Raw genomic sequence first — 20384 nt, 5'->3', positions numbered from 1 at the left:
GTAGCCTCTTGCGGATCAGTGAGTCAGGATGCCCCACGAGAGCACCGCGGCGATGTGGATGACGCCTACCCACAGCATCATGATGACCGTGTAGCCCATCACGTCGCGCAGCTTCAGTTTCGACAGCGCCAGCGCCGGCAGGATCCAGAACGGCTGGACCAGGTCGTTCCAGGCATTGCCCAGCATGACCGCCATCGAAGTCTGGTTGACCGCGCTGCCGATTTCCTTGGCGGCATCGACCATGAACGGACCCTGGATCACCCAGTGGCCGCCGCCCGAGGGCGCGAAGAAGTTGATGAAAAACGAGCTGATCAGCCCCCAGAAAGGCAGCGTGCCCGGCGTGGCGACGTCTACGAACACATGCGAGATGGTGTTCACCAGCCCCGAGCCGGCCATGATGGCCATGATGCCGGCGTAGAAGGGGTACTGCAGGATGATGCCCGAGATCGTCTTGATGCCGTCGTTGAGCTTGGCCACGTAGGCGGCCGGCGTGCCCAGCAGCAAAATGCCCAGGAACAGGATGATGAAGTTGATCAGGTTCAGGTCCAGCGAACCGCCGTCGGTAAAGTGGAAAGCCACATAGGCCACGCCCAGCAGTCCGATCAGCAGGCTCAGCAGGCGGCTGTTGTTCAGCTTCGAGGCAATGGTGTTCTGCTCGGCCAGTTCGCCCGCGGCAGGCGGTTCGGTTGATTTGTCGATGGCCGGGTCCACTTCCACGACCTTGTCGCCCGCGCGCGGGTGCAGCCAGGCATTGAGCAACGGCAGCGTCACGATGATGACCAGGCTGGTCAGCAGCATGGGCGTCGAGAAAATGGTCTCGGACAGCGGCACGATGCCCATCTGGTCTGCCATGGGATGGCCGGGCGTGGCGATCAGCACCGGGATGCTGGCCGACAGGCCCAGGCCGTACATGGTGAAGCCGCTGTAGGCGGCCGCGATGATCAGCGGGTAGTGCACGCCCTTGACCTTCAGCGCCAGCTTCTTCGCCACGACGCCGCCGATCACCAGGCCGAAGCCCCAATTCAGGTAGCTGCCGATGCCGCCCACCAGCGTAGCCACGATAATGGCGGTGCGCGGCTGGTGCACCAGGCCGACGATGCGGTCGAGCAGGCGGTCGGTCAGCGGCGCGGTGGCCAGCACGTAGCCCATGGCCAGGATCACGGCCATCTGCGTGGTGAAGGCCAGCAGGCTCCAGAAGCCTTTGCCCCATTCACGGGTGATCTGGCCCAGGCCTTGGCCTTCGATGCCCATGGCCATCAGGACGGTCAGCAGTGTCAGCGCGATGGCGAACACAAAAGGATCGGGCAGATACTTGCGCATCAGCTCCGTGAAAAACGACGTCAGTTTATTCATGCTGCTTCCAACTTTGCCTTGGTAAGGCGCGTTCAAACGGGGCCGCCTGGCGCGGCGGCTTGCCGGGTCAGTAAAAGGTCAGTAGGGGAGAAACTGCGAGGGTCACCCGTCTTGCCGGCTGTTCAGCCAGGCCACGAGTTCGCCCAGGGCCGCGCTCTTGTCGCGCAGGACTTGCTCGCGGCGTTCGGCGGGCCAGGCGTAAAAGCCCTGGCCGGCCTTGGCGCCGATCTGGCCGCTGGCGACTTTCCCGGCCAGCAGGGGCGAGGGCGTCGTGCGGTTTTCCAGGTCGGGGTACAGGTAAGTGGCGATGGCATGGTGCACGTCCAGGCCGTTCATGTCGCGTTGTTCCAGCGGGCCGGTCAGCGCCAGGCGGATGCCCAGGCTCCACTTGACCACTTCGTCGATGTCTTCGGCGCTGGCAATGCCTTTTTCCAGCAGCGACATCGCCTCGCGGGCCAGCGCGTGCTGGATGCGGTTGGCAATGAAGCCGGGAATGTCGCGGTTGACCAGCACGGGGCGCTTGCCCACGTAGCGCAGCGCCGCCATCACCGTCTCGACGGTGGCCGGCGCGGTGTCGTCGTTGCGCACCACTTCTACCAGCGGGATGACATCGGCGGGGGTGAAGAAATGCGTGCCCACGAAGCGCTCGCGCCGCGTCACCGCTTCGGCGATGGCATTGATGGACAGGCCCGAGGTATTGGTGGCGAAGATGGTCGCGGGCTGGCACAGCGTATCCAGCCGCGCGAACACGTCGCGCTTGAGTTCCAGTTTTTCGGGAACGGCCTCGATGACCAGGTTGCAGGAACAGGCGGCTTCCAGGCCGGCCTCCATGCGAATGCGGCGCCGCGTTTCGGCTACCGCCCCGGGGGCGTATACGCCAAGCTGGCGGTCGATGACGCCGGCGGCACGCTCCAGCGCGCCGGGCACCGGGTCGATCAACACCACGTCGAGCCCTTTGGCCGCAAACAGGGCCGCGATGCCGCTGCCCATAGCGCCCGCGCCGACCACGGCCAGGCTCTGGATAGGAAGATCCATGTCGATACGCTCTTGAAATGCTCGCGCCGGACGGCCAGGCGCATTGCAGCACGCCCAGTTCCGGATGCACTCCCGCGCGGGCGGGGAAATATGGTGTTCTATATACGAACATTTGTACGTATATAGAATTTATTGATAGTACTAAGAAATGAGGGTGGGCGACAAATTAAGGGCCGGCGTTTGGCGTGGGTAGCGGGGTTGGGGGATTGGATTCTTTAGCCGTCGTGGCGGGGCGGGGGGTAGGGATGGGGCTTCACGGGGGCGGTCGACCGCCTTCGCGGCCGACATCGCGTCGTCAACCTCGTCGGCCTGCGCGGCCTCCTTCGGTTTCCCTCGCTCGCCCCCGAGGCGCCCCATCCCCACCCCTCGCCCCGCCACGACTCAAGGAAGATGCAATTTCCAACGGCGGCGGGAAGGGTTGGGTTTTTGCGTGTTTGCCGCCGGAAGGGGGAGGAGGAAGGTCGTGCCGGGCCCCGGATAAAGCCGCCCTGCGCGGCTTTATCCGGCATTCGGGCGATGGTGGGTTGAGGGTGGGAACTGTCTTGCCGGGCGTTTGCGTCCCGCAGGGTATTGCCCCACTGGAATACTCCCAGCACACATCGGGGTCAGGCACCTTTGGAGCCTGACCCCAAAATCCTAAATCCCAAAGATCCCGAACCCCTCATCCTCAGCAACCCCCCGCCCATCACCACCCGAATGCGCGGGAAGGCCGCGCAGGGCGGCCTTCCCGCGCGGCCCCGCAACGTTTTTCTCTAAAAAAAGGCTGACGACAAGAATGCCAGAACCCCACCCGTCCCAGCGGCGTAGCGATCTGGAGTCAATGCAGCCGTGGTGGGTGCCTGGGGACGGTGAGGCGCCTCGGCGCCGGGCCCGGGCGCGCGGGGCGCCCGGACGGCGTCGTGAAGCCGATCCGGCCCCAGGCGCCCGCCACGGCGTCAAAAGAACCCACCGCAACCTTCACCCCGAATTCCGCAACCCCGCCGCAATCCCATTAATCGTCAGATGAATCGCACTCCGTACCCGCTTGTCAGGCTCTCCATCGCCGTCGCGCTGCGCGCTCCGATAGCGGCGGATCAGCTCGATCTGCAGGTAATTCAGCGGGTCGATATAGGCAAAACGCTCACGCAGCGAAGCCAGCAAGGCGGGGTTGTCGGCCAGTAGTTCGCGCTGCGTCAGCAGGCGCAGCATCGCGATGGTGCGGCCATGCTCGGCGCTGATCTGGCCGAAGATGCGGTTGCGCAGCGCCCGGTTGGGCACCAGTTGCGCATAGCGCGCCGCGATGGACAGGTCGGACTTGGCCAGCACCATCTCCATGTTGGACAGCAAAGTGCGGAAGGCCGGCCACTCGCGCGCCATCTCGCGCAACTGCGCCAGACGCGCGCGCCGCGAGCGGGGCGCGCCGGCGGCGCCCGTTTCCAGGTAGGCCTCGATGGCCGAGCCCATGCCGTACCAGCCGGTCAGCATCAGGCGGCACTGCGCCCAGGAAAACCCCCACGGGATCGCGCGCAGGTCGTCGATGCGCTGGCCCTGCTTGCGCGAGGCGGGGCGCGAGCCGATGTTCAGCCCGGCGATTTCGCTGATGGGCGTGGCGGCGAAAAAGTACTCGGCAAAGCCCGGCGTGTCGTACACCAGGCCGCGGTAGCTGCGCTGCGCGGTATCCGACATGAACGACATGGCCGGGCCGTAATGGGCCATGTGCGCGTCTTCGGCGCTGGTAGCGGCCGCGCGCGGCGCCAGGGTCGATTCCAGCGTGGCGGCCACCAGCAGCTCCAGGTGCCAGCGGCCCACTTCGGCGTCTTTGTACTTGCTCTGGATAACCTCGCCCTGTTCGGTCAGGCGCAACTGCCCGGCCACCGTGCCGGGGGGTTGAGCAAGAATGGCGTCGAAGCTGGAGCCGCCGCCGCGGCCTACCGAGCCGCCGCGGCCATGGAACAGGCGCAGCCGCACGCCGCGCGCGCTGAATACGTCCACCAATGCGCGCTCGGCCTGGTAAAGCGCCCAGTTCGACGTGAGAAAGCCGCCGTCTTTGTTGCTGTCGGAATACCCCAGCATGACTTCTTGAGTGCCATCCTGGGCCTGCTTGACGCGCTGGCGCACTTCGGGAAGGTCGAGCCAGGCCGCCATGATTTCCGGGCCGCGCTGAAGGTCGGGAATGGTCTCGAACAGCGGCACCACCATCAGGCCGTCGCCCGAGGCAATGGACGCGCCCGGTTCGGGGTCGACGATCAGGCCGGTTTCTTTCTGCAGGACCAGGACTTCGAGCAGGTCGCTAAGCGTTTCGGTATGCGACACGATGGTCTGCTGCACGGCCAGCTTGCCGTAGCGGGCGCGGCCCGCGGCGGCGGCGCGCAGCACCGCCAGCTCGCGCGTGGTTTCTTCGCTGTAGGTCAGCCAGGGCGACACCAGCGGGCGCGCCAGCGCCAGTTCGGCGCGCAGCAGGGCCACGCGGGCGTCTTCGTCGAGGCGGGCGTAATCCACCGGCTTGCCGTCGTGCTGCGCGCCGGCGCGCTTGAACAGTTCGGTCAGCACACGCTCGTGCACGTCGGAACTCTGCCGCAGGTCTACCGTAGCCAGATGAAAGCCGAACACTTCGACGGCCTGCTGCAGGCCGGTCAGGCGCAGGCGCGCGATGGGCGCGGCGTGGTGCGCAGACAGCGACGCGGCGATGATGGCGAGGTCTTGCGCCAGCTCTTGCGGCGCGCCGTACGCAGGCGCCGGGTGGGTGACGCGGCGCGCCAGGTCGCGGCCGGTAAGCTGCTGGGCGGTCGCTGCCAGGCGCGCGTAGATGCCCACCAGCGCACGGCGGTAGGGCTCGTCGCGCCGGTGCGGCGAATTGTCGCCGCCGCTGTCGGCCAGCGCCTGCAAGGCCGGATCGGCATCGATGAGCAGGGTGGTAATCGACAGTTCCGCGCCCAGGGCATGGACTTCTTGCAGGTAGTACTCGAACAGCACCGTGGCCTGGCGCAGCAGCGCAAGTTCCAGCGTGCTGGCATCCACGTTGGGGTTGCCGTCGCGGTCGCCGCCGATCCAGCTGCCCATGCGCAGAAAGGGTTCCAGCGGGGCGGGCGGGGCCGCGAAAGGCTTGGCGGAATCGCGCCCCAGCAGGCGCGAGAGCTCGCCGTAGACGCGCGGAATCACGTTCAGGAACGTGCTGCGGTAGTACGACAGGGCGTTCTCGATTTCGTCGGCCACGGTCAGGCGCGTGTAGCGCAGCATGCGCGTCTGCCATAGCGTGGCCACGCGGCCCAGCAGGGCGAGATCGAGGTCGGCGATTTCTTCGGCGGTCAGCGGGCCTTCGCGCTGCAGCAGCAGCGTGGAAATTTCGCGGTGCACGTCCAGCGTGCTTTTGCGCTGTACTTCGGTGGGGTGCGCGGTGAGCACCGGCACCACGCGGGCTTCGGCCAGCAGGCGGCGGATGCGCGCGGTGCCCACGCCCTGTTCTTTGAGCAGCGCGACAGCTTCGCGCAGGCTGCCGCGCGCGGGCGTGTCGTCGGCCAGTGCGCGCATGCGCTGGGCGCGGTTCTGGTCGCGGTCTTCGGCAATATTGGACAGGTGCAGGAAATAGCTGAACGCGCGCGCCACCGAATTCGGATCATTGCCGCGCAGGCGCTTGACGCGCTGTTCAAGCAGCTTGCCGTCGGCCTCGTTGCCTTCGCGCCGGAAGCGCACCGCGGTGCGGCGCAGCGTCTCGATAGTGTCGTATACCCGTTCGCCTTCGCAGGCCTGGATGACTTGTCCCAGTAGCCGGCCCAGCAGCCGGATGTCGTGACGCAGAGGTTCGGCAGTCGCAGACTGCGGGCGGATGGCTTTCATGGGGTAAGGAATCCGTCGGGCAAAGGGTTATGGTGAGGTTTTGGGGCGATACGTAAAACAGCGAATACAGTGACGCCGGCCATTGTACGCAGCCATTCTTACTCTTCGCGTTGCGGTACAGTTCCGCCATGGCGCCTTGCCTGTTTTTGCCCGAGAGTGTCTATGCAGAACCATTCCCGCCGCGCGCTGGTGTTGTTTTCCGGCGGCCAGGATTCCACCACCTGCCTGGCGTGGGCGCTCGACCGCTATGCCCATGTCGAGACCGTGGCGTTCGACTACGGCCAGCGCCACCGCATCGAGCTGGATGCACGGCTGAACGTGCTGCGCGAATTGCGCGCGCAGTTTCCGCAGTGGGCCGGCCGGCTGGGCGAAGACCACCTGCTCGACCTGCGCGTGCTCGGGCAGGTGGGCGACACCGCCATGACCAGCGAACGCGCCATCGAGATGCAGGCCAACGGGCTGCCCAATACCTTCGTGCCGGGACGCAACCTGCTGTTTCTGGCGCTGGCGGCCGCGCTGGGCTACCGGCGGCAGCTCGACGTGCTGGTGGGCGGCATGTGCGAAACCGATTTTTCGGGCTACCCCGACTGCCGCGACGACACCATCAAGGCCCAGCAGGTGGCGCTGGGCCTGGGGCTGGGCACGCGCGTCACCATCGAGACGCCGCTGATGTGGATCGACAAGGCCGACACCTGGGCGCTGGCCAGGCAGCTAGGCGGGCAGGCCCTGGTGGCGTTGATTGTCGAGCACAGCCATACCTGCTACCTGGGCGAGCGCGGCGCGCGGCACGACTGGGGCTACGGCTGCGGCACATGCCCGGCCTGCGCGCTGCGCAAAGCCGGCTGGCAGCGCTGGCGCGACCAGGCGGGCGATGCCTGACCCCTTGACGCGGCCCGCAAGCGGCTGGCTTTACTTCCGGAACCGCAGGTACAGCCAGGCTGACGCCGCCAAGATCACCACGGCCAGCAGCATCGACACCAGCATCGCCGCGCGCGGTCCCTGCCAGGCGATCAGTTCTCCATACGCCACCGGCGCCGCCGCCGTCAGCAGGAAGCTGGGCACCAGCAGCCGGCCCACCAGCGCGCCATAAATGCGGTAGTCGAACAGGGCCAGCGGCAGGGTGCCGCGCGTGATCGTCAGCAGGCCGTTGCAGGCGCCGTACAGGCAGGTGTACAGCACCGCCGCCACAGGATGGCCGGCCATCGTGCCGGCCAGAAAACACAGCGGCATGACCACGGTGGTGGCCAGGTTCAGCATCAGCGGGTGCAGCCGCGCGCCGAACAGCAGTTCCAGCAGGCGCGCGCTGACCTGGCCGATGCCCCACAGGGCCGAGATGCCGACCGCCGCCGACGCGGCCAGGCCCAGCCCGGTCAGCATGGCGATGAGATGCGTGGCATTGGCGGCGGTCAGGAAATTGGCCAGCATGGCGATCAGCGCGTACAGGCCCTGCGCCAGCCGCTGGTCGGCCGGCGTGCGGGCCAGGCCGGGCCGCTCGGCCAACTGTTCGGCCCCGGCCGCGTAGCGTCCGCGCGGCAGCGCCAGGTACAAGGGCAGTATCAGCAGCGAGAATCCCGCGTACGCCAGCACCGCGCCGCGCCAGCCCAGCCACTGCGCCAGCAACTGGCCCACCGGCCACATCACGGTCGAGGCCAGTCCGCCGAACAGGGTGATCTGCGACATGGCGCGCCGCGCCTGCGGGCCGCCGATGCGGGCCAGCGTGGCGAAGGCGGCGTCGTATAGCGTCAGGCGCATGCCGACGCCCAGCACCACCCAGGCCGCGTAATAGGGCAGCGCCGCATGTGCCATGGCCAGCAGCGCGCAGCCCAACGCCACCAGCACCGAGCCGGCCGACATGACGCGCTCGCCGCCCCAGCGGTCGATGGCGCGGCCCGCCATGGGAGACGCCGCCGCCATGACCACAATGGCCAGCGAGAAGCCGCCGTAGATCTGCGCCACGCCCCAGCCCAGCTCGGCCTGCATCGCGGGGCCGAAATTGCTGATCAGGTAAAACGACACGCCCCAGCTCACGAGCTGGGTAAGGCCCAGGCAGACGACCGCGCGCGCGGGGATGACGGACGGCACGTGCGAGGCTCAGCCGCGTTCGGCGGGCGCGCTATGGTCGCCGTCGCCCAGCGCGCGTTGCATCAGCACCGTGTCACGCCATGCGCCGAACTTGTAGCCCACCGACCGCAAGGTGCCGGCGGGATGGAATCCCTGGCTGGCATGCAGGGCCAGCGAGGCCGCGTTGCGGCTGTCGCCCACCACGGCCAGCATCTGCCGCCAGCCGCCGGCGGTGCAGCGCTCGATCAGCGCGGCCAGCAGGCGGCCGCCAATGCCATGGCCGGCGTGGCCCGGCTTTACGTATACAGAGTCTTCCACCGTGTGGCGGTAAGCCGGGCGCGGCCGGTATGGGGTGCAGTAGGCATACCCGACCAGTTCGCCGTCGAGCTCGGCCACCAGGTACGGCAGGCGCTGCGCCAGCACGGCTTCGCGGCGGGCACGCATTTCGTCGACCGTAGGCGGATCAAGTTCGAATGACGCGGTGCCGTGCTGCACATGATGGCCATAGATGGCCTGGATGGCGTCGATGTCGGCGGCGCGGCTGTCGCGCACGATCGGGGCGGCGGAAGGGGACGTGGGCATGGACAAGACGGGTCGGACTGGGAAAAGCGGGCTGGCCCCGCGACGGTTTTCCGCAGTGTGCGCCAAGCTCAGGCATAAATAAAGCTTTGGTTTATTATTCAAAGCATAAGCAATTCTTTGGATATGGCGCCATGCGCGGCTTGAACCTGGACCATCTGCGCATCTTCCTCGATGTCATCGAACTCGGCAGTTTCTCGGCCGCCGCCGACAAGCATGGGTTGACCCAGCCCGCGGTCAGCCTGCAGGTGCGTCAGCTTGAACGCCGCTACGGCCTGCGCCTGGCCGAGCGGGTGGGGCGCAAGGTGGCGGCCACCGCCGCCGGCGCCGACCTGCTGGCCCACATCCGCGCCATCGATGCCGCCGTCGAGCAGGCCGAGCGCAGCATGCAGGCGCACAGCGCGCAGGTGGTCGGGCGGGTGCGCCTGGGCACGGGCGCCACGGCCTGCACATATCTGCTGCCCCCGCTGCTGGCCGACCTGCGGCGGCGCTTCCCGGCCCTGGAAATCGTGGCCAGCACCGGCAATACCGCCGACGTGCTGCGCGGCATCGAGGCCAACACCCTGGACATCGGCCTGGTCACGCTGCCCGCGCCTGGCCGCATGTTCCAGGTAACGCCGGTGATCGACGATGAGTTCGTGGCCATTTTTCCGGCCAGCGGCCGGCTGCCGGCGCGTGTCACCGCGCAGGCGCTGGCCGAGCGGCCGCTGGTGCTGTTCGAGCCGGGCGCGCGCACCCGCGGGTTGGTGGATGCCTGGTTCGAAGCCGCCGGCCTGCGGGTGCGGCCCGCCATGGAGCTGGGCAGCACCGAGGCCATGAAGGAAATCGTGGCGGCCGGGCTGGGCTGCGCCATTCTGCCCCGCATGGCCGTGCCCGCAGGCCGGGGCCGGCCCGGCCTGCGGGTCAGGCCGTTGGCGCCGCGCCTGTCGCGCACGTTGGCGGTGGTGCTGCGCAGCGACAAGCCCTTGCATCGCGGGCTGGGCCAGTTGCACGCGGCCCTGCTGGCCCTGGGCGCGCCGCCCGCCTGATCCGCGCCGCCGGGGCGGCTGCGGGCGTTCCGGCGTATTATTTAGCGTTTTGCTGACGCTGTTTATCGGTTGCCAACGTCATCGGCAGGCCGCGTCCAGCCTTTTGCGAACCTTATCCGCCCGAGAAAGACCATGCCGCAATACCGCTCACGCACGTCCACCCACGGCCGCAACATGGCCGGCGCCCGCGCCCTGTGGCGCGCCACCGGCATGCAGGATGGCGACTTCGGCAAACCCATCATCGCGGTGGTCAACTCGTTCACGCAGTTCGTGCCGGGCCACGTGCACCTGCGCGACCTGGGCGCCCTGGTGGCCCGTGAAATCGAGGCCGCGGGCGGCGTCGCCAAAGAATTCAACACCATCGCCGTGGACGACGGCATCGCCATGGGCCATGGCGGCATGCTGTATTCGCTGCCATCGCGCGAACTGATCGCCGATTCGGTCGAATACATGGTCAATGCGCATTGCGCCGACGCCATGGTGTGCATCTCGAACTGCGACAAGATCACCCCGGGCATGCTGATGGCCGCCATGCGGTTGAACATTCCCGTGGTGTTCGTCTCGGGCGGCCCCATGGAAGCCGGCAAGATCAAGTCGCCCACCGACGGCAAGATCATCGCCAAGGTCGACCTGATCGACGCCATGATCAAGGCGGCCGATCCCAACGTGACCGATGCCGAGGCCGAGCAGTTCGAGCGCAGCGCCTGTCCCACCTGCGGTTCGTGTTCGGGCATGTTCACCGCCAATTCCATGAACTGCCTGACCGAGGCCATCGGCCTGGCGCTGCCCGGCAATGGCACCATCGTGGCCACGCATGCGTGGCGCCGGGGCTTGTTCGAGCAGGCCGGCCGCCTGGTCGTGGACCTGTGCCGCCGCTACTACGAACAAGACGACGCGTCGGTCCTGCCGCGCAGCATCGCCACCAAAAGCGCGTTCCAGAACGCCATGACGCTCGACGTGGCCATGGGCGGGTCCACCAACACCGTGCTGCACCTGCTGGCCGCGGCGCAAGAGGCGGGCGTGGATTTCACCATGTCCGACATCGACCGCATTTCGCGCAAGGTGCCGTGCCTGTGCAAGGCCGCGCCGGCCACCGACAAATACCATATTGAAGACGTGCACCGCGCCGGCGGTATCCTGGGCATTCTGGGCGAGCTGGCGCGCGCCGACCTGCTGGACCTGACCTGCGGCAACGTGCACAGCGGCACGCTGGGCGCAGCCATCGAGCAGTGGGACATCAACGGCGGCGCGGGCGAAGCGGCGCAGAAGTTCTTCCGCGCCGCGCCGGGCGGCATTCCCACCACCGTGGCCTTCAGCCAGGACGCCACCTTCCTTACGCTTGACCTCGACCGCCAGGGCGGCTGCATCCGCAGCAAGGAACACGCCTATTCCAAAGATGGCGGACTGGCCGTGCTGTACGGCAACCTGGCGCCCAAGGGCTGCATCGTGAAAACCGCGGGCGTGGACGAATCGCAATGGGTCTTTACCGGCCGCGCGCGGGTCTTCGAAAGCCAGGACGACGCCGTCGAAGGCATTCTGGGCGACAAGGTCGTGGCCGGCGACGTGGTGGTGATCCGCTACGAAGGCCCGAAGGGCGGCCCCGGCATGCAGGAAATGCTGTACCCCACGTCGTACCTGAAGTCCAAGGGCCTGGGCAAGACCTGCGCGCTGTTCACCGACGGCCGTTTCTCGGGCGGCTCGTCGGGCCTGGTCATCGGCCATGCCTCGCCGGAAGCGGCCGAAGGCGGCAACGTGGGCCTGGTCGAAGAAGGCGACACCATCGAGATCGACATTCCCAACCGCAAGATCCACCTGGCCGTGTCCGACGAAGAACTGGCCAAGCGGCGCGCCGCCATGGAAGCGCGCGGCGACAAGGCCTGGAAACCGGTGGATCGCCAGCGCGTGGTCTCGCAGGCCCTGCAAGCCTATGCCGCCCTGGCCACCTCGGCCGATCGCGGCGCCGTGCGCGACGTGTCGCAACTCAAGCGCTAGTGTGACGCAGGTGTCTGGCTCCCTGCGGGAGTCAGACACCTACCGGATCGCGCTTGCTGCATGAAATAGACGCCGCTCCATTGGGACCGCCGCGCAACCGGCTGCGCCGGTCCGCCAGTGTCGCCCCTGGGGAAAGCGCGTGGCGCTTGTTCGGGGTCGGTCAGATCACGGCCGATGCGCCGCCATCCATCGGGATGATCGCGCCCACCACATACGAGGCGCGCGCGCTGGCCAGGAACAGCGCCACGTCGGCAACTTCTTCTGCCTTGCCATAACGCCCCAACGGGATGTGCGCCTGGTTCTCGGCCAGGGCCGCATCGCGCGTGATTCCGCGTTGGCTGGCGTCCAGGTCCAGCGCCTGTTCCACCCGTTGGGTAAAGATCGGCCCAGGGTTGATGGCGTTGATGCGTATGCCGTACTGCGCGTAGTGAGCCGCCAGGCCCACGGTAGACAGCATCAGCGCCGCGTTGGCCGACCCGCCCGCCAGGTGGATGCTGGTGGGCCGCTTGCCGCCATTGCCGATGATATTGACCACGATGCCGTTGGTGGCGCCGGCCGGCCGGTTGGCGGCGCGGGCCCGCATGCGCGGCAGCACGGCGTCCTGCACGTGTATGTAGGGAAAGAACTTGGCGTCCATCGCGGCGCGCCACTTGGCGGGGTCCAGATCTTCCGGCTGATGCCGGCGCGCCGCGCCGGCGCTGTTGACCAGAATGTCGATGGGGCCGATCTCGGTTTCGATGCGTTCGATCGCTTGCGCGGCGGCCTGCGGGTCGGACAGGTCGGCCGCGTAGGCCGCCACGTTGTGGCCGCTGGCCTGCAGTTGCGCGCGCGCCTGTTCCAGGCCTTCGGGGTTGCGCGCGATGATGGCCACGTAGGCGCCTTCCGCGGCGAACGCATTCGCCACCGCCAGGCCGATGCCCTTGCTGCCGCCCGTCACGACCGTTACCTTGCCGTTCAGTTTCAGATTCACCTTGCGCTCCCAGAGATCGATGGCGATCAACGATACTCCATTCGCGCCAGGCGCCGCGACAAACGTGGGCTCAATCCCACTGTGGCGCGAGTCCGTCGGGTGACACCAGGCGGCCATCCGCGCGCGCCAGGCCGGCCAGCGCCTGCATGTCCGCGGCGTCGAGTTCGAAATCGAATATGCGCGCATTGTCGGCGGCCCGGTCGGCGCGCAAGGTCTTGCTCAGGGCAATGACGTTGTCCTGTTGCACCAGCCAGCGCAACGCGATTTGCGCCGGCGTCTTGCCCAGGCGCCGCGCGATGTCGCCAATAACCGGATCTTGCAGCACCTTGCCGTCGGCCATGCCGTAGTAGGCGGTAACGCTCATGCCCAGGCGCTGCGCTTCGGCGCGCACGGCCGACTGGTCCAGGTAGGGGTGGTATTCAACCTGGTTGTTGACCAGCGGCGCGGCACTTAGCTCAACCGCCTCGCGCATCAGCGCGGTGGTGAAGTTGCTTACGCCAATGTGGCGCGCGCGGCCGCTGGCGTGCGCTTCGTTCAGCCCGGCAATCTGCTCGGCCAGCGGCACCGCGCTGCTGGGCCAGTGCAACAGCAGCAGGTCTACGTAGTCGGTGCGCAGCCGGTCCAGGCTGTCTTGCACCGACTGGCGGAAGCCGGCGCCGCGGTAGTGGTCTACCCAGACCTTGGTGGTGACGAACACGTCTTCACGCGCCACGCCGGATTCGGCCAGGCCACGGCCCACGTCGGCCTCGTTGCCGTAGATCTGGGCGGTGTCGACGTGGCGATAACCCAGTTGCAAGGCAGTCTTAACCATGCGGGACGTATCTTCCGCAGGCATGCGGAACACGCCCAGGCCCAGCGCGGGTATCGTGCCGCCGCTGCGGGACAGGGGTTTGGTGGGAATCATCAAAAGCTTCCTGAGTAAGTTGAATAAGGGGGCAATGTTGTTGTCGCGTGGCGCGGCTCAGGCCGTGGCCAGCGCGCGGGGTCGCATGTCCAGCTTCCAGCTGTACAGGGCAACGGCCAGCCCGCTGGCGGTGACAGCCGCCGCCACCAGGGGCGTGGCGGCCAGGCCGGGGCCGTGGTCGATGGTCAGGCCGCCCAGCCACGCGCCAGCGGCGTTGCCCAGGTTGAAGGCCGCGATGTTGAACGCCGACGCCAGGTTGGGCGCGTCGCCGGCTTTCTCCAGCACGCGCATCTGCAGGGGCGGCACGGTTGCGAATGCGGCGGCGCCGAGCACGGCCACTGTGGCCACGGCGGCGAACTGGGCATGCACCGTCAGGCTGAACACCGCCAGCACGATCGCCAGCAAGGCCAGGCTGCCCACCAGGGTAGGCATCAGCCGGCGGTCGGCCAGCTTGCCGCCGTAGGTGTTGCCCGCCACCAGCCCCACGCCGAACAGCAGCAGAATGGGCGACACCGCGCCCGGGCTGAAGCCGGCCAGCTCGGTCAACAGGGGGGCAATGTAGGTGAACGCCGTGAATACGCCGCCGAAGCCCAGCACCGTCATGGCGAAACCCAGCAGCACCTGCGGGCGGCTCAAGGCGCGCAGTTCGCCCATCAGGTCGCCGCCGCGGTCGCCGCGGCTGCGCGGCACCCAGGTGGCAATGGCAAGCATCGCCACAATGCCCACCACAGTCACCGCCCAGAAGGTGGCGCGCCAGCCCCAGGCCTGGCCCAGCCAGGTGCCGAAGGGCACGCCCAGCACGTTGGCCAGGGTCAGGCCGGTGAACATCAGCGCAATGGCCGACGCCTGTTTCTCGGGCTTGACCAGGCTGGTGGCCACCACCGAGCCCACGCCGAAGAACGCGCCGTGCGCCAGCGAGGTCAGCACGCGCGCGGCCATCAGCGTGCCGTAGCCCGGCGCCAGGGCACAGGCCAGGTTGCCCAGCGTAAAGATCACCATCAGCGCCAGCAGCAGCGTCTTGCGCGGCATCCGGGTGGTCAGGATGGCCACCGGGGGCGCGCCAACCACCACGCCCAAAGCGTAGCCGGTAACCAACAGGCCGGCGCTGGACAGCGACACGCCCAGGTCGGCCCCGACCTCGGGCAGCAGGCCCATGATGACGAATTCCGTAGTGCCGATACCAAAAGCTCCCACGGCCAGCGCCCATAGCGCGATAGGCATTTCAATCTCCTGGAAATAGCGGGGTTTACCCTAGGAGTGGCATTGTGCGTCGTACGATCTATGAGAAAAATAGCCGTACAATCACTTTACTTATGCGTGGGAGTCAAAAATGGCGCTCAGTTCCGACGCCTTGCGTGTCTTTCTGGCGGTGGTGGACACAGGCAGCATGAGCGCCGCCGCCGAGTTCCTGGGGCAGACGGCTTCGGGCGTCAGCCGCAGCCTGTCGCGCCTGGAAACCCAGCTGGGCGTGACGCTGCTGACGCGCACCACTCGGCGCATGGAGCTCACCGAAGAAGGGCAGTTGTTCCTGCAGCGCGCGCGCGGCATCGTGGGCGACCTGGACGACGCCGAAGAATGCATGCGCATCCGCCGCCAGCAGCCCGCCGGCAAGCTGCGGGTAGATGCGTCGGCGCCGGTGATGCTCCACTGCGTGGTGCCGTACATTGCCGAATTCCGCCAGCGCTACCCTGAAATTTCCCTGGAACTGACCAGCAATGACCGCATCGTCGATCTGGTCGAGCATCGCACCGACATCGCGCTGCGCGCCGGGCCGTTGTCGGATTCCAGCCTGCACGCGCGGCCGCTGCGGCCATCGCGCCGCCTGGTGGTGGCCAGTCCGGCCTATGTGGCGCGCCGCGGGGCGCCGGCCACGGTCGAGGCCCTGCGCCAGCACGAGCTGCTGGGCTTCACCCAGCCCGAGACCCTGAACGTATGGCCGCTGCGCCACGCGGGCGGTGCCGAATTCACCATCGTGCCCACGCTGGCGGCCTCTAGCGGCGAAACCCAGCGCCAGCTGGCCATTAATGGCGTGGGCATTGCCTGCCTGAGCGAATTCATGCTGAAAGCCGACCTGGCCGAGGGGCGGTTGGTGAAGCTGCTGGAAAACGCCTGCACTGACTACGTGCAGCCCATGCACGCGGTGTACTACCGCAACACGCAGTTGGCGCGGCGCATTGCCTGCTTCCTGGATTTTTTCGCCGAACGCATCTGACGCGTTCGCCCGCCGTCAGGCGAACGACTGCTCCATTTCTCGGCGGAACTGCACGGCGGGCGTCTGTTCGTCGAAATCGACGTCGTGCCAGCGTATGGCCTGCGACTGCCGCACCGGATTCTTCAGCTTCACCTTGTGCGCCAGACCCAGCGGCAGATAACCGTCTTTCACCGAGTCGCGCGCCGGCATCAGCTTGCCGTACACCGTGTAGCCGCCTTCGCCGTCGAGTTCCTGCCCGGCGGGCAGGTCGCGCTTGGCGGTGGCCACCACATCGCCGTGCCAGCCCGAGGGCGAGCCTGTGGGTTCGCGCCGCAGGCCCACGCTGGCCACGCTGATGCCCAGTTCCAGGCCGATCAGGTGATAGGGCTTGTACATGGCCGCATAGTTGCCGGTGGGGTCGGTGATCAGGCCATATTCCTTGAAGCAGCGCCGCACGTAGTCGCTGTCGGCCGCCAGCGTCACATACACCCCCCAGCGCAGGTCGCGGAATACCGGGCGTCCGTCGCGCTCCAGCGACGAAATCACCTCGACCTGGCCGCGATGGTGCAGCATGCCGCCGTCGTCGCGCGGGCGCAGCACGCGGGCCAGGTCGTCCACGCCGCAGGGCGGAAAGTGCAGGCCGGACGGCGCCGGCAGCAGGCCGGTGGCGTTGGCCACGGCCGCCATTTCGATGGCGCTCTTGGTGCCGTCCAGAAAGCTGTTGAACATCTGCGCGTTGAAATCCCCGGCGGCCACCATTTCATCGGTGAACCCGTAGTAGGGCCACACGGTGTCCGGCGTCGAGGTATGGAACTCGGGCAGGTACTTGGTGCCCTTGCCGGCGGCAATAACCTCGAATCCGCTGGCGCGCGCCCAGTCGACCATCTCGCAGATCAGGGCGGGCTGGTCGCCATAGGCCAGCGAATAAACGATGCCGGCTTCGCGGGCGCGGCGGGCCAGCAGCGGGCCGGCCAGCGCGTCGGCCTCGACGTTGACCATGATGATGTGCTTGCCGTGTTCGCAGCAGGCCAGCACGTGCGCAATGCCTGCCGCCGCCTGGCCGGTGGCGTCGATCACGATCTCGATTTCCGGCGAGGCGATCACCGCGGCCGCGTCGTCGCTGAAATACACCCGGCCCGAGCGCAGCGCATCCGGCGCGCTGTCGGCCCGCAGGGCGTCGGCGGGCCAGCCCACGCGGGTCAGCGCGGCGCGCGCCCGGTCGGGCCGCAGGTCGGCCACCGCCACGAGCTGTATGCCCGGCGTTCGCCGCGCCTGGCTGAGGAACATCGATCCGAACTTGCCGGCGCCGATCAGCGCCACGCGCAAGGGTTTGTGGTCGGCCTGGCGCTGCTTCAGCAGGCGATGCAGATTCATGGCGCAGTCTCCTCGGCGATCGGGGCGCCGGGGCCGGCAGGAAGCGGCCCGCGGCGGGGTTTCCGTCAACGCCAGGATAGCGGTTTTCGCTGACAGGCAGCATAAGTATTTGGGCGCGCGGCCGTGGCCACGGCCCGCCGTCCTGGGCGCTAGGTGTCGGCCCGGTACAGTTCGCCGGCCAGTACATTGCGCCAGTTCGCCCAGGTCAGCCGGGGCTGTCCGGTTTCGTGGCGGTTGTAGGGCGCGTCGTACACAATGTGGCGCCAGCTGGGCCGCACCGCGCCCTGGATGCGCGGCTTGTCGTCAATGAGCAGGTCGCCGCGCACCAGCGTCTTGTCGCGCGTCAGCACCAGGCGTTCGGTGGCCGCCCGGCCCAGGTGGCGTTCGACCCACAGGTATTTTTCGGCCACGCAGTTCTCGAATTGCAGCAGGGGCGAGGTGCAGATGCGCACGTCCATGCCCAGCGCCAGCAATTCCCGGTAGGCCTCGACCGCGCCGGGCACCGGCGGCAGGTCGCGGATGAAGCCGGGGGCGGTGTAAATGGCTTCGGCGCGGGCGCGCAGCTCGGGCGGGTAATCGTCCAGGATGCGGAACGAGCGGCGGTTTTCGTAGGGCACCGGCGCTATGTCGGGGTGGCGCGCGCGCCACGCGGCCAGAAAGGCGTGTTCGAAGTCGGCCAGGACGCCGTCTTGGTCCAGCAGAATCAGCATGGTGTGCGCCGGGGCGGGAACGGGCCCCGATTGTGCCACGCGCCAGGGGCGCGGTCAGCCGGCCGAGCGGGCCAGCACTCGATAGTGGGCGACGCCATTCTGGGGGCTGGACTGCACCAGCACGTAGCGCCGGTATTGCCATTGCACCGGCGGCGGCGCGTCGGGCGCGCAGTCCAGGCGGGGCGCCCGCCGCAGCAGCGTGACGTGCGGCTTGAAAGCCTGTGGCGGGCGCGCAAAGCCCAGCGGCTCCAGCCAGTTCCACAGGGCGTCGTGGGTGCGTTGCAGCGCGGGCGGCACCAGGGTGGGGCCGGCCCACACAATGCCCTGCCGCGCGAACGTGCCGTAGCGGTCCAGGCTAAAGCTGCCCGGCTCGGCGCGCTGCCGGGCCGTGGCGGCGGCCAGCGCGGCCGCGCGCTCAGCGTCGACCGCGCCCAAAAATGCCAAGGTCAGGTGCAAGGTATCGAGCCGCATGGCGCGCCCGCCGCAGGCGGCCTGGGCTTGTGCGGCCCAGTCCGCCAGCGTGGCGGCCAGTGCGGGCCCAGGCCATAACGCGAAAAACAGGCGCGGGCGTGCCGGGGTGGCCGCAGCGGCATGCACATCGGAACGGGAAGAGGCGGGCATGACGCCACATTATGGCCGACTCCGGTAACAGGCGCTTGATACAAGGTGTCCGGCTCCGATGGTGTCAGGCACCGAGGCATGGCCAGATGGTCCGCTCGCCGGGCGGTGTCTGACACCTTCGGAGTCAGACACCTGGCAGCACAGCCATCAGCGTTGCATCCGCACTGCATCAGCACAGCACCAGCACAGCACCAGCACTGCACCATCCACGCGTCAGCACAGCACCAGCACTGCATCACCAATGCATCAGCACTGGACCAGCGCTAGATCAGCGCTGCGCCAGCGATGGCGGCAGCGGCGTGTCCCAGCCGCCGCCCAGCGCGCGCACCAGGTTGACCGCCGAGCGTGCGCGCTCGCCGTCCAGTTGCACCGACACGCGTTGCTGCGCCAGCACCGTGCGGTCGGCCTCGATCACGTCCAGGTAGCTGATCGAGCCTTCGCGGTACTGCGTGTGCGAGATACGCGCCGCGCGTTGCGACGCCTGCAGCGCCGCGTCCTGGGCCTCGGTCTGGCTGGACAGGATGCGCAGGTTGGCCAGGTTGTCTTCCACTTCGCGGAAGGCCGTCAGCACGGTTTGCCGGTAGTTCGCCACGTCTTCTTCATAAACGGCGCGAGCGCGGTCCAGGCCGGCCTGGCGGCGGCCGCCATCGAAAATCGGCAGCGACAGCGCGGCGCCCACCAGCGGTCCCAGCAAGAACGTGCGGCTGGACCATTCAAACAGGTCGCCCAGCTCCGCCGACTCGAAGCCCGCCGCGCCCGTGATGTTCAGGCTGGGGAAGAACGCCGACTTCGCCACGCCCACCCGGGCGTTGGCGGCCGCCATGGCGCGCTCGGCCGCGGCAATGTCGGGACGCCGCTCCAGCAGCGTGGACGGCAAGCCGGCCGGCACATTCACCGCGATCCGCGACAGCGGCTGCGCGGGCAGGCTGAACTCCGACGGCGCCTTGCCCAGCAGCACGGCCAGCGCATGCTCGGCATTGGCGCGGCGGCGCTCGAAGCCCAGCGCCTCGGAACGCGCCGACTCCAGTTCCGAACGGGCGCGCGCCAGGTCCAGCTCGCTGATGTCGCCCGCGTCATAGCGGCGCTGGATCAGCTGCAGCGTCTCGGCGCGCAGTTCGACGGTCTGGCGGTACAGCTGCAGGCCGGCATCCAGCTCGCGCACCTGGAAATAAGCCTGCGCAACGTCTGCCTGCAGGGCCAGCAGCACCGAACGGTACAGGGCCTCGCTTTGCTGCACGTCGGCGGTGGCGGCGTCCACGGTAGACGCCACGCGGCCGAACAGGTCAACCTCGTAAGACACGCCCACCTGGGCGCGCCACAGTGTCGAGGGGTCGGTCGAGTCGTTGGCCGACAGGCCCTGCGAGGCCGGCGAAGGGCGCTGGCGCGTGGGGCCGAAGCCGGCATCCACGGTGGGGAACTGCTCCGAGCGGGCATTGCCCAGCAGCGCGCGCGCCTGCTTCAGGCGGGCCGCCGCGGCCTGCAGGCTGTGGTTGGCCTGCTGCGCCTGCGTTTCCAGCGCGTTCAGCGTGTCGTCGCCGAACAGCTTCCACCATTCGCCGCGCAGCGCCTCTTCGGCCGGCTGGGCTGTCTGCCAGCTGCCGGCTTCATGCGCGGGCAGGGCTTCCTTGTAGGCCGCCGGCGTGTCAACCTCTGGCCGCTGGTACTCGGGGCCCACCGCGCAGCCGGCCAGCACCAGCAGCGCGGCCAACAGGGCGGGGGCACGTGTCAATAAGTGCTTCATGATCATGTTTCT

16 protein-coding genes are annotated in these 20384 nt (G+C 68.0%); 4 read left to right on the top strand and 12 right to left on the bottom strand.

Translation table 11 applies throughout. The features are described 5' to 3' along the window. Positions 1-15 precede the first annotated feature (15 nt). The 3 genes from BPET_RS22945 to ppc form a co-directional block, all read right to left on the bottom strand. Positions 16-1353: a short-chain fatty acid transporter gene (locus BPET_RS22945; RefSeq protein ID WP_012251354.1), complete on the bottom strand. Its 1338-nt coding sequence runs from the start codon at positions 1351-1353 to the stop codon at positions 16-18. 102 nt (positions 1354-1455) lie between these two features. Further along, positions 1456-2388, bottom strand: a complete 933-nt coding sequence (locus tag BPET_RS22940; protein ID WP_012251353.1) for a 3-hydroxyacyl-CoA dehydrogenase family protein — start codon at positions 2386-2388, stop codon at positions 1456-1458. Between the two features lie 957 nt (positions 2389-3345). Beyond that, on the bottom strand, positions 3346-6201 hold the full coding sequence (gene ppc, locus BPET_RS22935; protein WP_012251352.1) for a phosphoenolpyruvate carboxylase: 2856 nt from the start codon (positions 6199-6201) through the stop codon (positions 3346-3348). Between the two features lie 162 nt (positions 6202-6363). On the opposite strand from ppc, the gene queC reads away from it, so the two are divergent. Continuing rightward, positions 6364-7080 carry a 7-cyano-7-deazaguanine synthase QueC gene (gene queC / locus BPET_RS22930; RefSeq protein ID WP_012251351.1) on the top strand — a complete coding sequence of 239 codons (717 nt, stop codon included), beginning with the start codon at positions 6364-6366 and terminating at the stop codon, positions 7078-7080. Positions 7081-7110: 30 nt separating this feature from the next. On the opposite strand, the gene BPET_RS22925 is transcribed toward queC, so the two are convergent. After that, positions 7111-8283, bottom strand: coding sequence for an MFS transporter (locus BPET_RS22925; RefSeq protein WP_012251350.1), 1173 nt, complete (start codon positions 8281-8283; stop codon positions 7111-7113). Between the two features lie 9 nt (positions 8284-8292). Further along, entirely contained in the window at positions 8293-8844 is a 552-nt protein-coding gene (locus BPET_RS22920) for a GNAT family N-acetyltransferase (protein ID WP_012251349.1), read from the bottom strand. 131 nt (positions 8845-8975) lie between these two features. On the opposite strand from BPET_RS22920, the gene BPET_RS22915 reads away from it, so the two are divergent. Continuing rightward, positions 8976-9869, top strand: coding sequence for a LysR family transcriptional regulator (locus tag BPET_RS22915; RefSeq protein ID WP_041863190.1), 894 nt, complete (start codon positions 8976-8978; stop codon positions 9867-9869). A 132-nt stretch (positions 9870-10001) separates the two neighbouring features. Further along, entirely contained in the window at positions 10002-11861 is a 1860-nt protein-coding gene (ilvD, locus tag BPET_RS22910; protein WP_012251347.1) for a dihydroxy-acid dehydratase, read from the top strand. A 160-nt stretch (positions 11862-12021) separates the two neighbouring features. On the opposite strand, the gene BPET_RS22905 is transcribed toward ilvD, so the two are convergent. From BPET_RS22905 to BPET_RS22895, 3 genes are all read right to left on the bottom strand, one after another. Further along, the gene (locus tag BPET_RS22905; RefSeq protein WP_041864386.1) at positions 12022-12831 is read right to left on the bottom strand and encodes an SDR family oxidoreductase; all 810 of its coding nucleotides are present in this window, start codon (positions 12829-12831) and stop codon (positions 12022-12024) included. Positions 12832-12901: 70 nt separating this feature from the next. Next, positions 12902-13735, bottom strand: a complete 834-nt coding sequence (locus BPET_RS22900) for an aldo/keto reductase (protein WP_012251345.1) — start codon at positions 13733-13735, stop codon at positions 12902-12904. A gap of 57 nt (positions 13736-13792) precedes the next feature. Next, positions 13793-14956 carry an MFS transporter gene (locus BPET_RS22895; RefSeq protein WP_012251344.1) on the bottom strand — a complete coding sequence of 388 codons (1164 nt, stop codon included), beginning with the start codon at positions 14954-14956 and terminating at the stop codon, positions 13793-13795. 109 nt (positions 14957-15065) lie between these two features. Between BPET_RS22895 and BPET_RS22890 the strand changes: the two genes are divergently transcribed. Then, complete coding sequence (locus BPET_RS22890; protein WP_012251343.1) at positions 15066-15947, top strand: LysR family transcriptional regulator; 882 nt, start codon at positions 15066-15068, stop codon at positions 15945-15947. Between the two features lie 15 nt (positions 15948-15962). On the opposite strand, the gene BPET_RS22885 is transcribed toward BPET_RS22890, so the two are convergent. The 4 genes from BPET_RS22885 to BPET_RS22870 all read right to left on the bottom strand — a co-directional run bounded on the left by BPET_RS22885 (position 15963) and on the right by BPET_RS22870 (position 20372). Next, positions 15963-17300: an NAD(P)H-dependent oxidoreductase gene (locus BPET_RS22885; protein WP_012251342.1), complete on the bottom strand. Its 1338-nt coding sequence runs from the start codon at positions 17298-17300 to the stop codon at positions 15963-15965. 149 nt (positions 17301-17449) lie between these two features. After that, on the bottom strand, positions 17450-18010 hold the full coding sequence (locus BPET_RS22880) for a 5'-3'-deoxyribonucleotidase (RefSeq protein WP_041863188.1): 561 nt from the start codon (positions 18008-18010) through the stop codon (positions 17450-17452). A gap of 54 nt (positions 18011-18064) precedes the next feature. Beyond that, a complete protein-coding gene (gene thpR / locus BPET_RS22875) occupies positions 18065-18631 on the bottom strand; it encodes an RNA 2',3'-cyclic phosphodiesterase (protein ID WP_012251340.1) in 567 nt (188 codons plus the stop codon). A gap of 268 nt (positions 18632-18899) precedes the next feature. Further along, positions 18900-20372: an efflux transporter outer membrane subunit gene (locus BPET_RS22870; protein WP_162098135.1), complete on the bottom strand. Its 1473-nt coding sequence runs from the start codon at positions 20370-20372 to the stop codon at positions 18900-18902. Positions 20373-20384 lie beyond the last annotated feature (12 nt).

The organism is Bordetella petrii (genome assembly GCF_000067205.1).
GTDB classification, from domain to species: domain Bacteria; phylum Pseudomonadota; class Gammaproteobacteria; order Burkholderiales; family Burkholderiaceae_B; genus Bordetella_A; species Bordetella_A petrii.
This window is presented reverse-complemented; position numbering and strand designations above follow the sequence as displayed.

Excerpts from the sequence above, each read along its gene's own strand:
- thpR (WP_012251340.1), bottom strand. The coding sequence starts at position 18,631 with ATGCCCGCCTCTTCCCGTTCCGATGTGCATGCCGCTGCGGCCACCCCG.
- BPET_RS22885 (WP_012251342.1), bottom strand. The coding sequence starts at position 17,300 with ATGAATCTGCATCGCCTGCTGAAGCAGCGCCAGGCCGACCACAAACCC.
- BPET_RS22940 (WP_012251353.1), bottom strand. The coding sequence starts at position 2,388 with ATGGATCTTCCTATCCAGAGCCTGGCCGTGGTCGGCGCGGGCGCTATG.
- BPET_RS22900 (WP_012251345.1), bottom strand. The coding sequence starts at position 13,735 with ATGATTCCCACCAAACCCCTGTCCCGCAGCGGCGGCACGATACCCGCG.
- ppc (WP_012251352.1), bottom strand. The coding sequence starts at position 6,201 with ATGAAAGCCATCCGCCCGCAGTCTGCGACTGCCGAACCTCTGCGTCAC.
- BPET_RS22880 (WP_041863188.1), bottom strand. The coding sequence starts at position 18,010 with ATGCTGATTCTGCTGGACCAAGACGGCGTCCTGGCCGACTTCGAACAC.
- queC (WP_012251351.1), top strand. The coding sequence starts at position 6,364 with ATGCAGAACCATTCCCGCCGCGCGCTGGTGTTGTTTTCCGGCGGCCAG.
- BPET_RS22945 (WP_012251354.1), bottom strand. The coding sequence starts at position 1,353 with ATGAATAAACTGACGTCGTTTTTCACGGAGCTGATGCGCAAGTATCTG.
- BPET_RS22870 (WP_162098135.1), bottom strand. The coding sequence starts at position 20,372 with ATGAAGCACTTATTGACACGTGCCCCCGCCCTGTTGGCCGCGCTGCTG.
- BPET_RS22920 (WP_012251349.1), bottom strand. The coding sequence starts at position 8,844 with ATGCCCACGTCCCCTTCCGCCGCCCCGATCGTGCGCGACAGCCGCGCC.
- BPET_RS22890 (WP_012251343.1), top strand. The coding sequence starts at position 15,066 with ATGGCGCTCAGTTCCGACGCCTTGCGTGTCTTTCTGGCGGTGGTGGAC.
- ilvD (WP_012251347.1), top strand. The coding sequence starts at position 10,002 with ATGCCGCAATACCGCTCACGCACGTCCACCCACGGCCGCAACATGGCC.
- BPET_RS22895 (WP_012251344.1), bottom strand. The coding sequence starts at position 14,956 with ATGCCTATCGCGCTATGGGCGCTGGCCGTGGGAGCTTTTGGTATCGGC.
- BPET_RS22915 (WP_041863190.1), top strand. The coding sequence starts at position 8,976 with ATGCGCGGCTTGAACCTGGACCATCTGCGCATCTTCCTCGATGTCATC.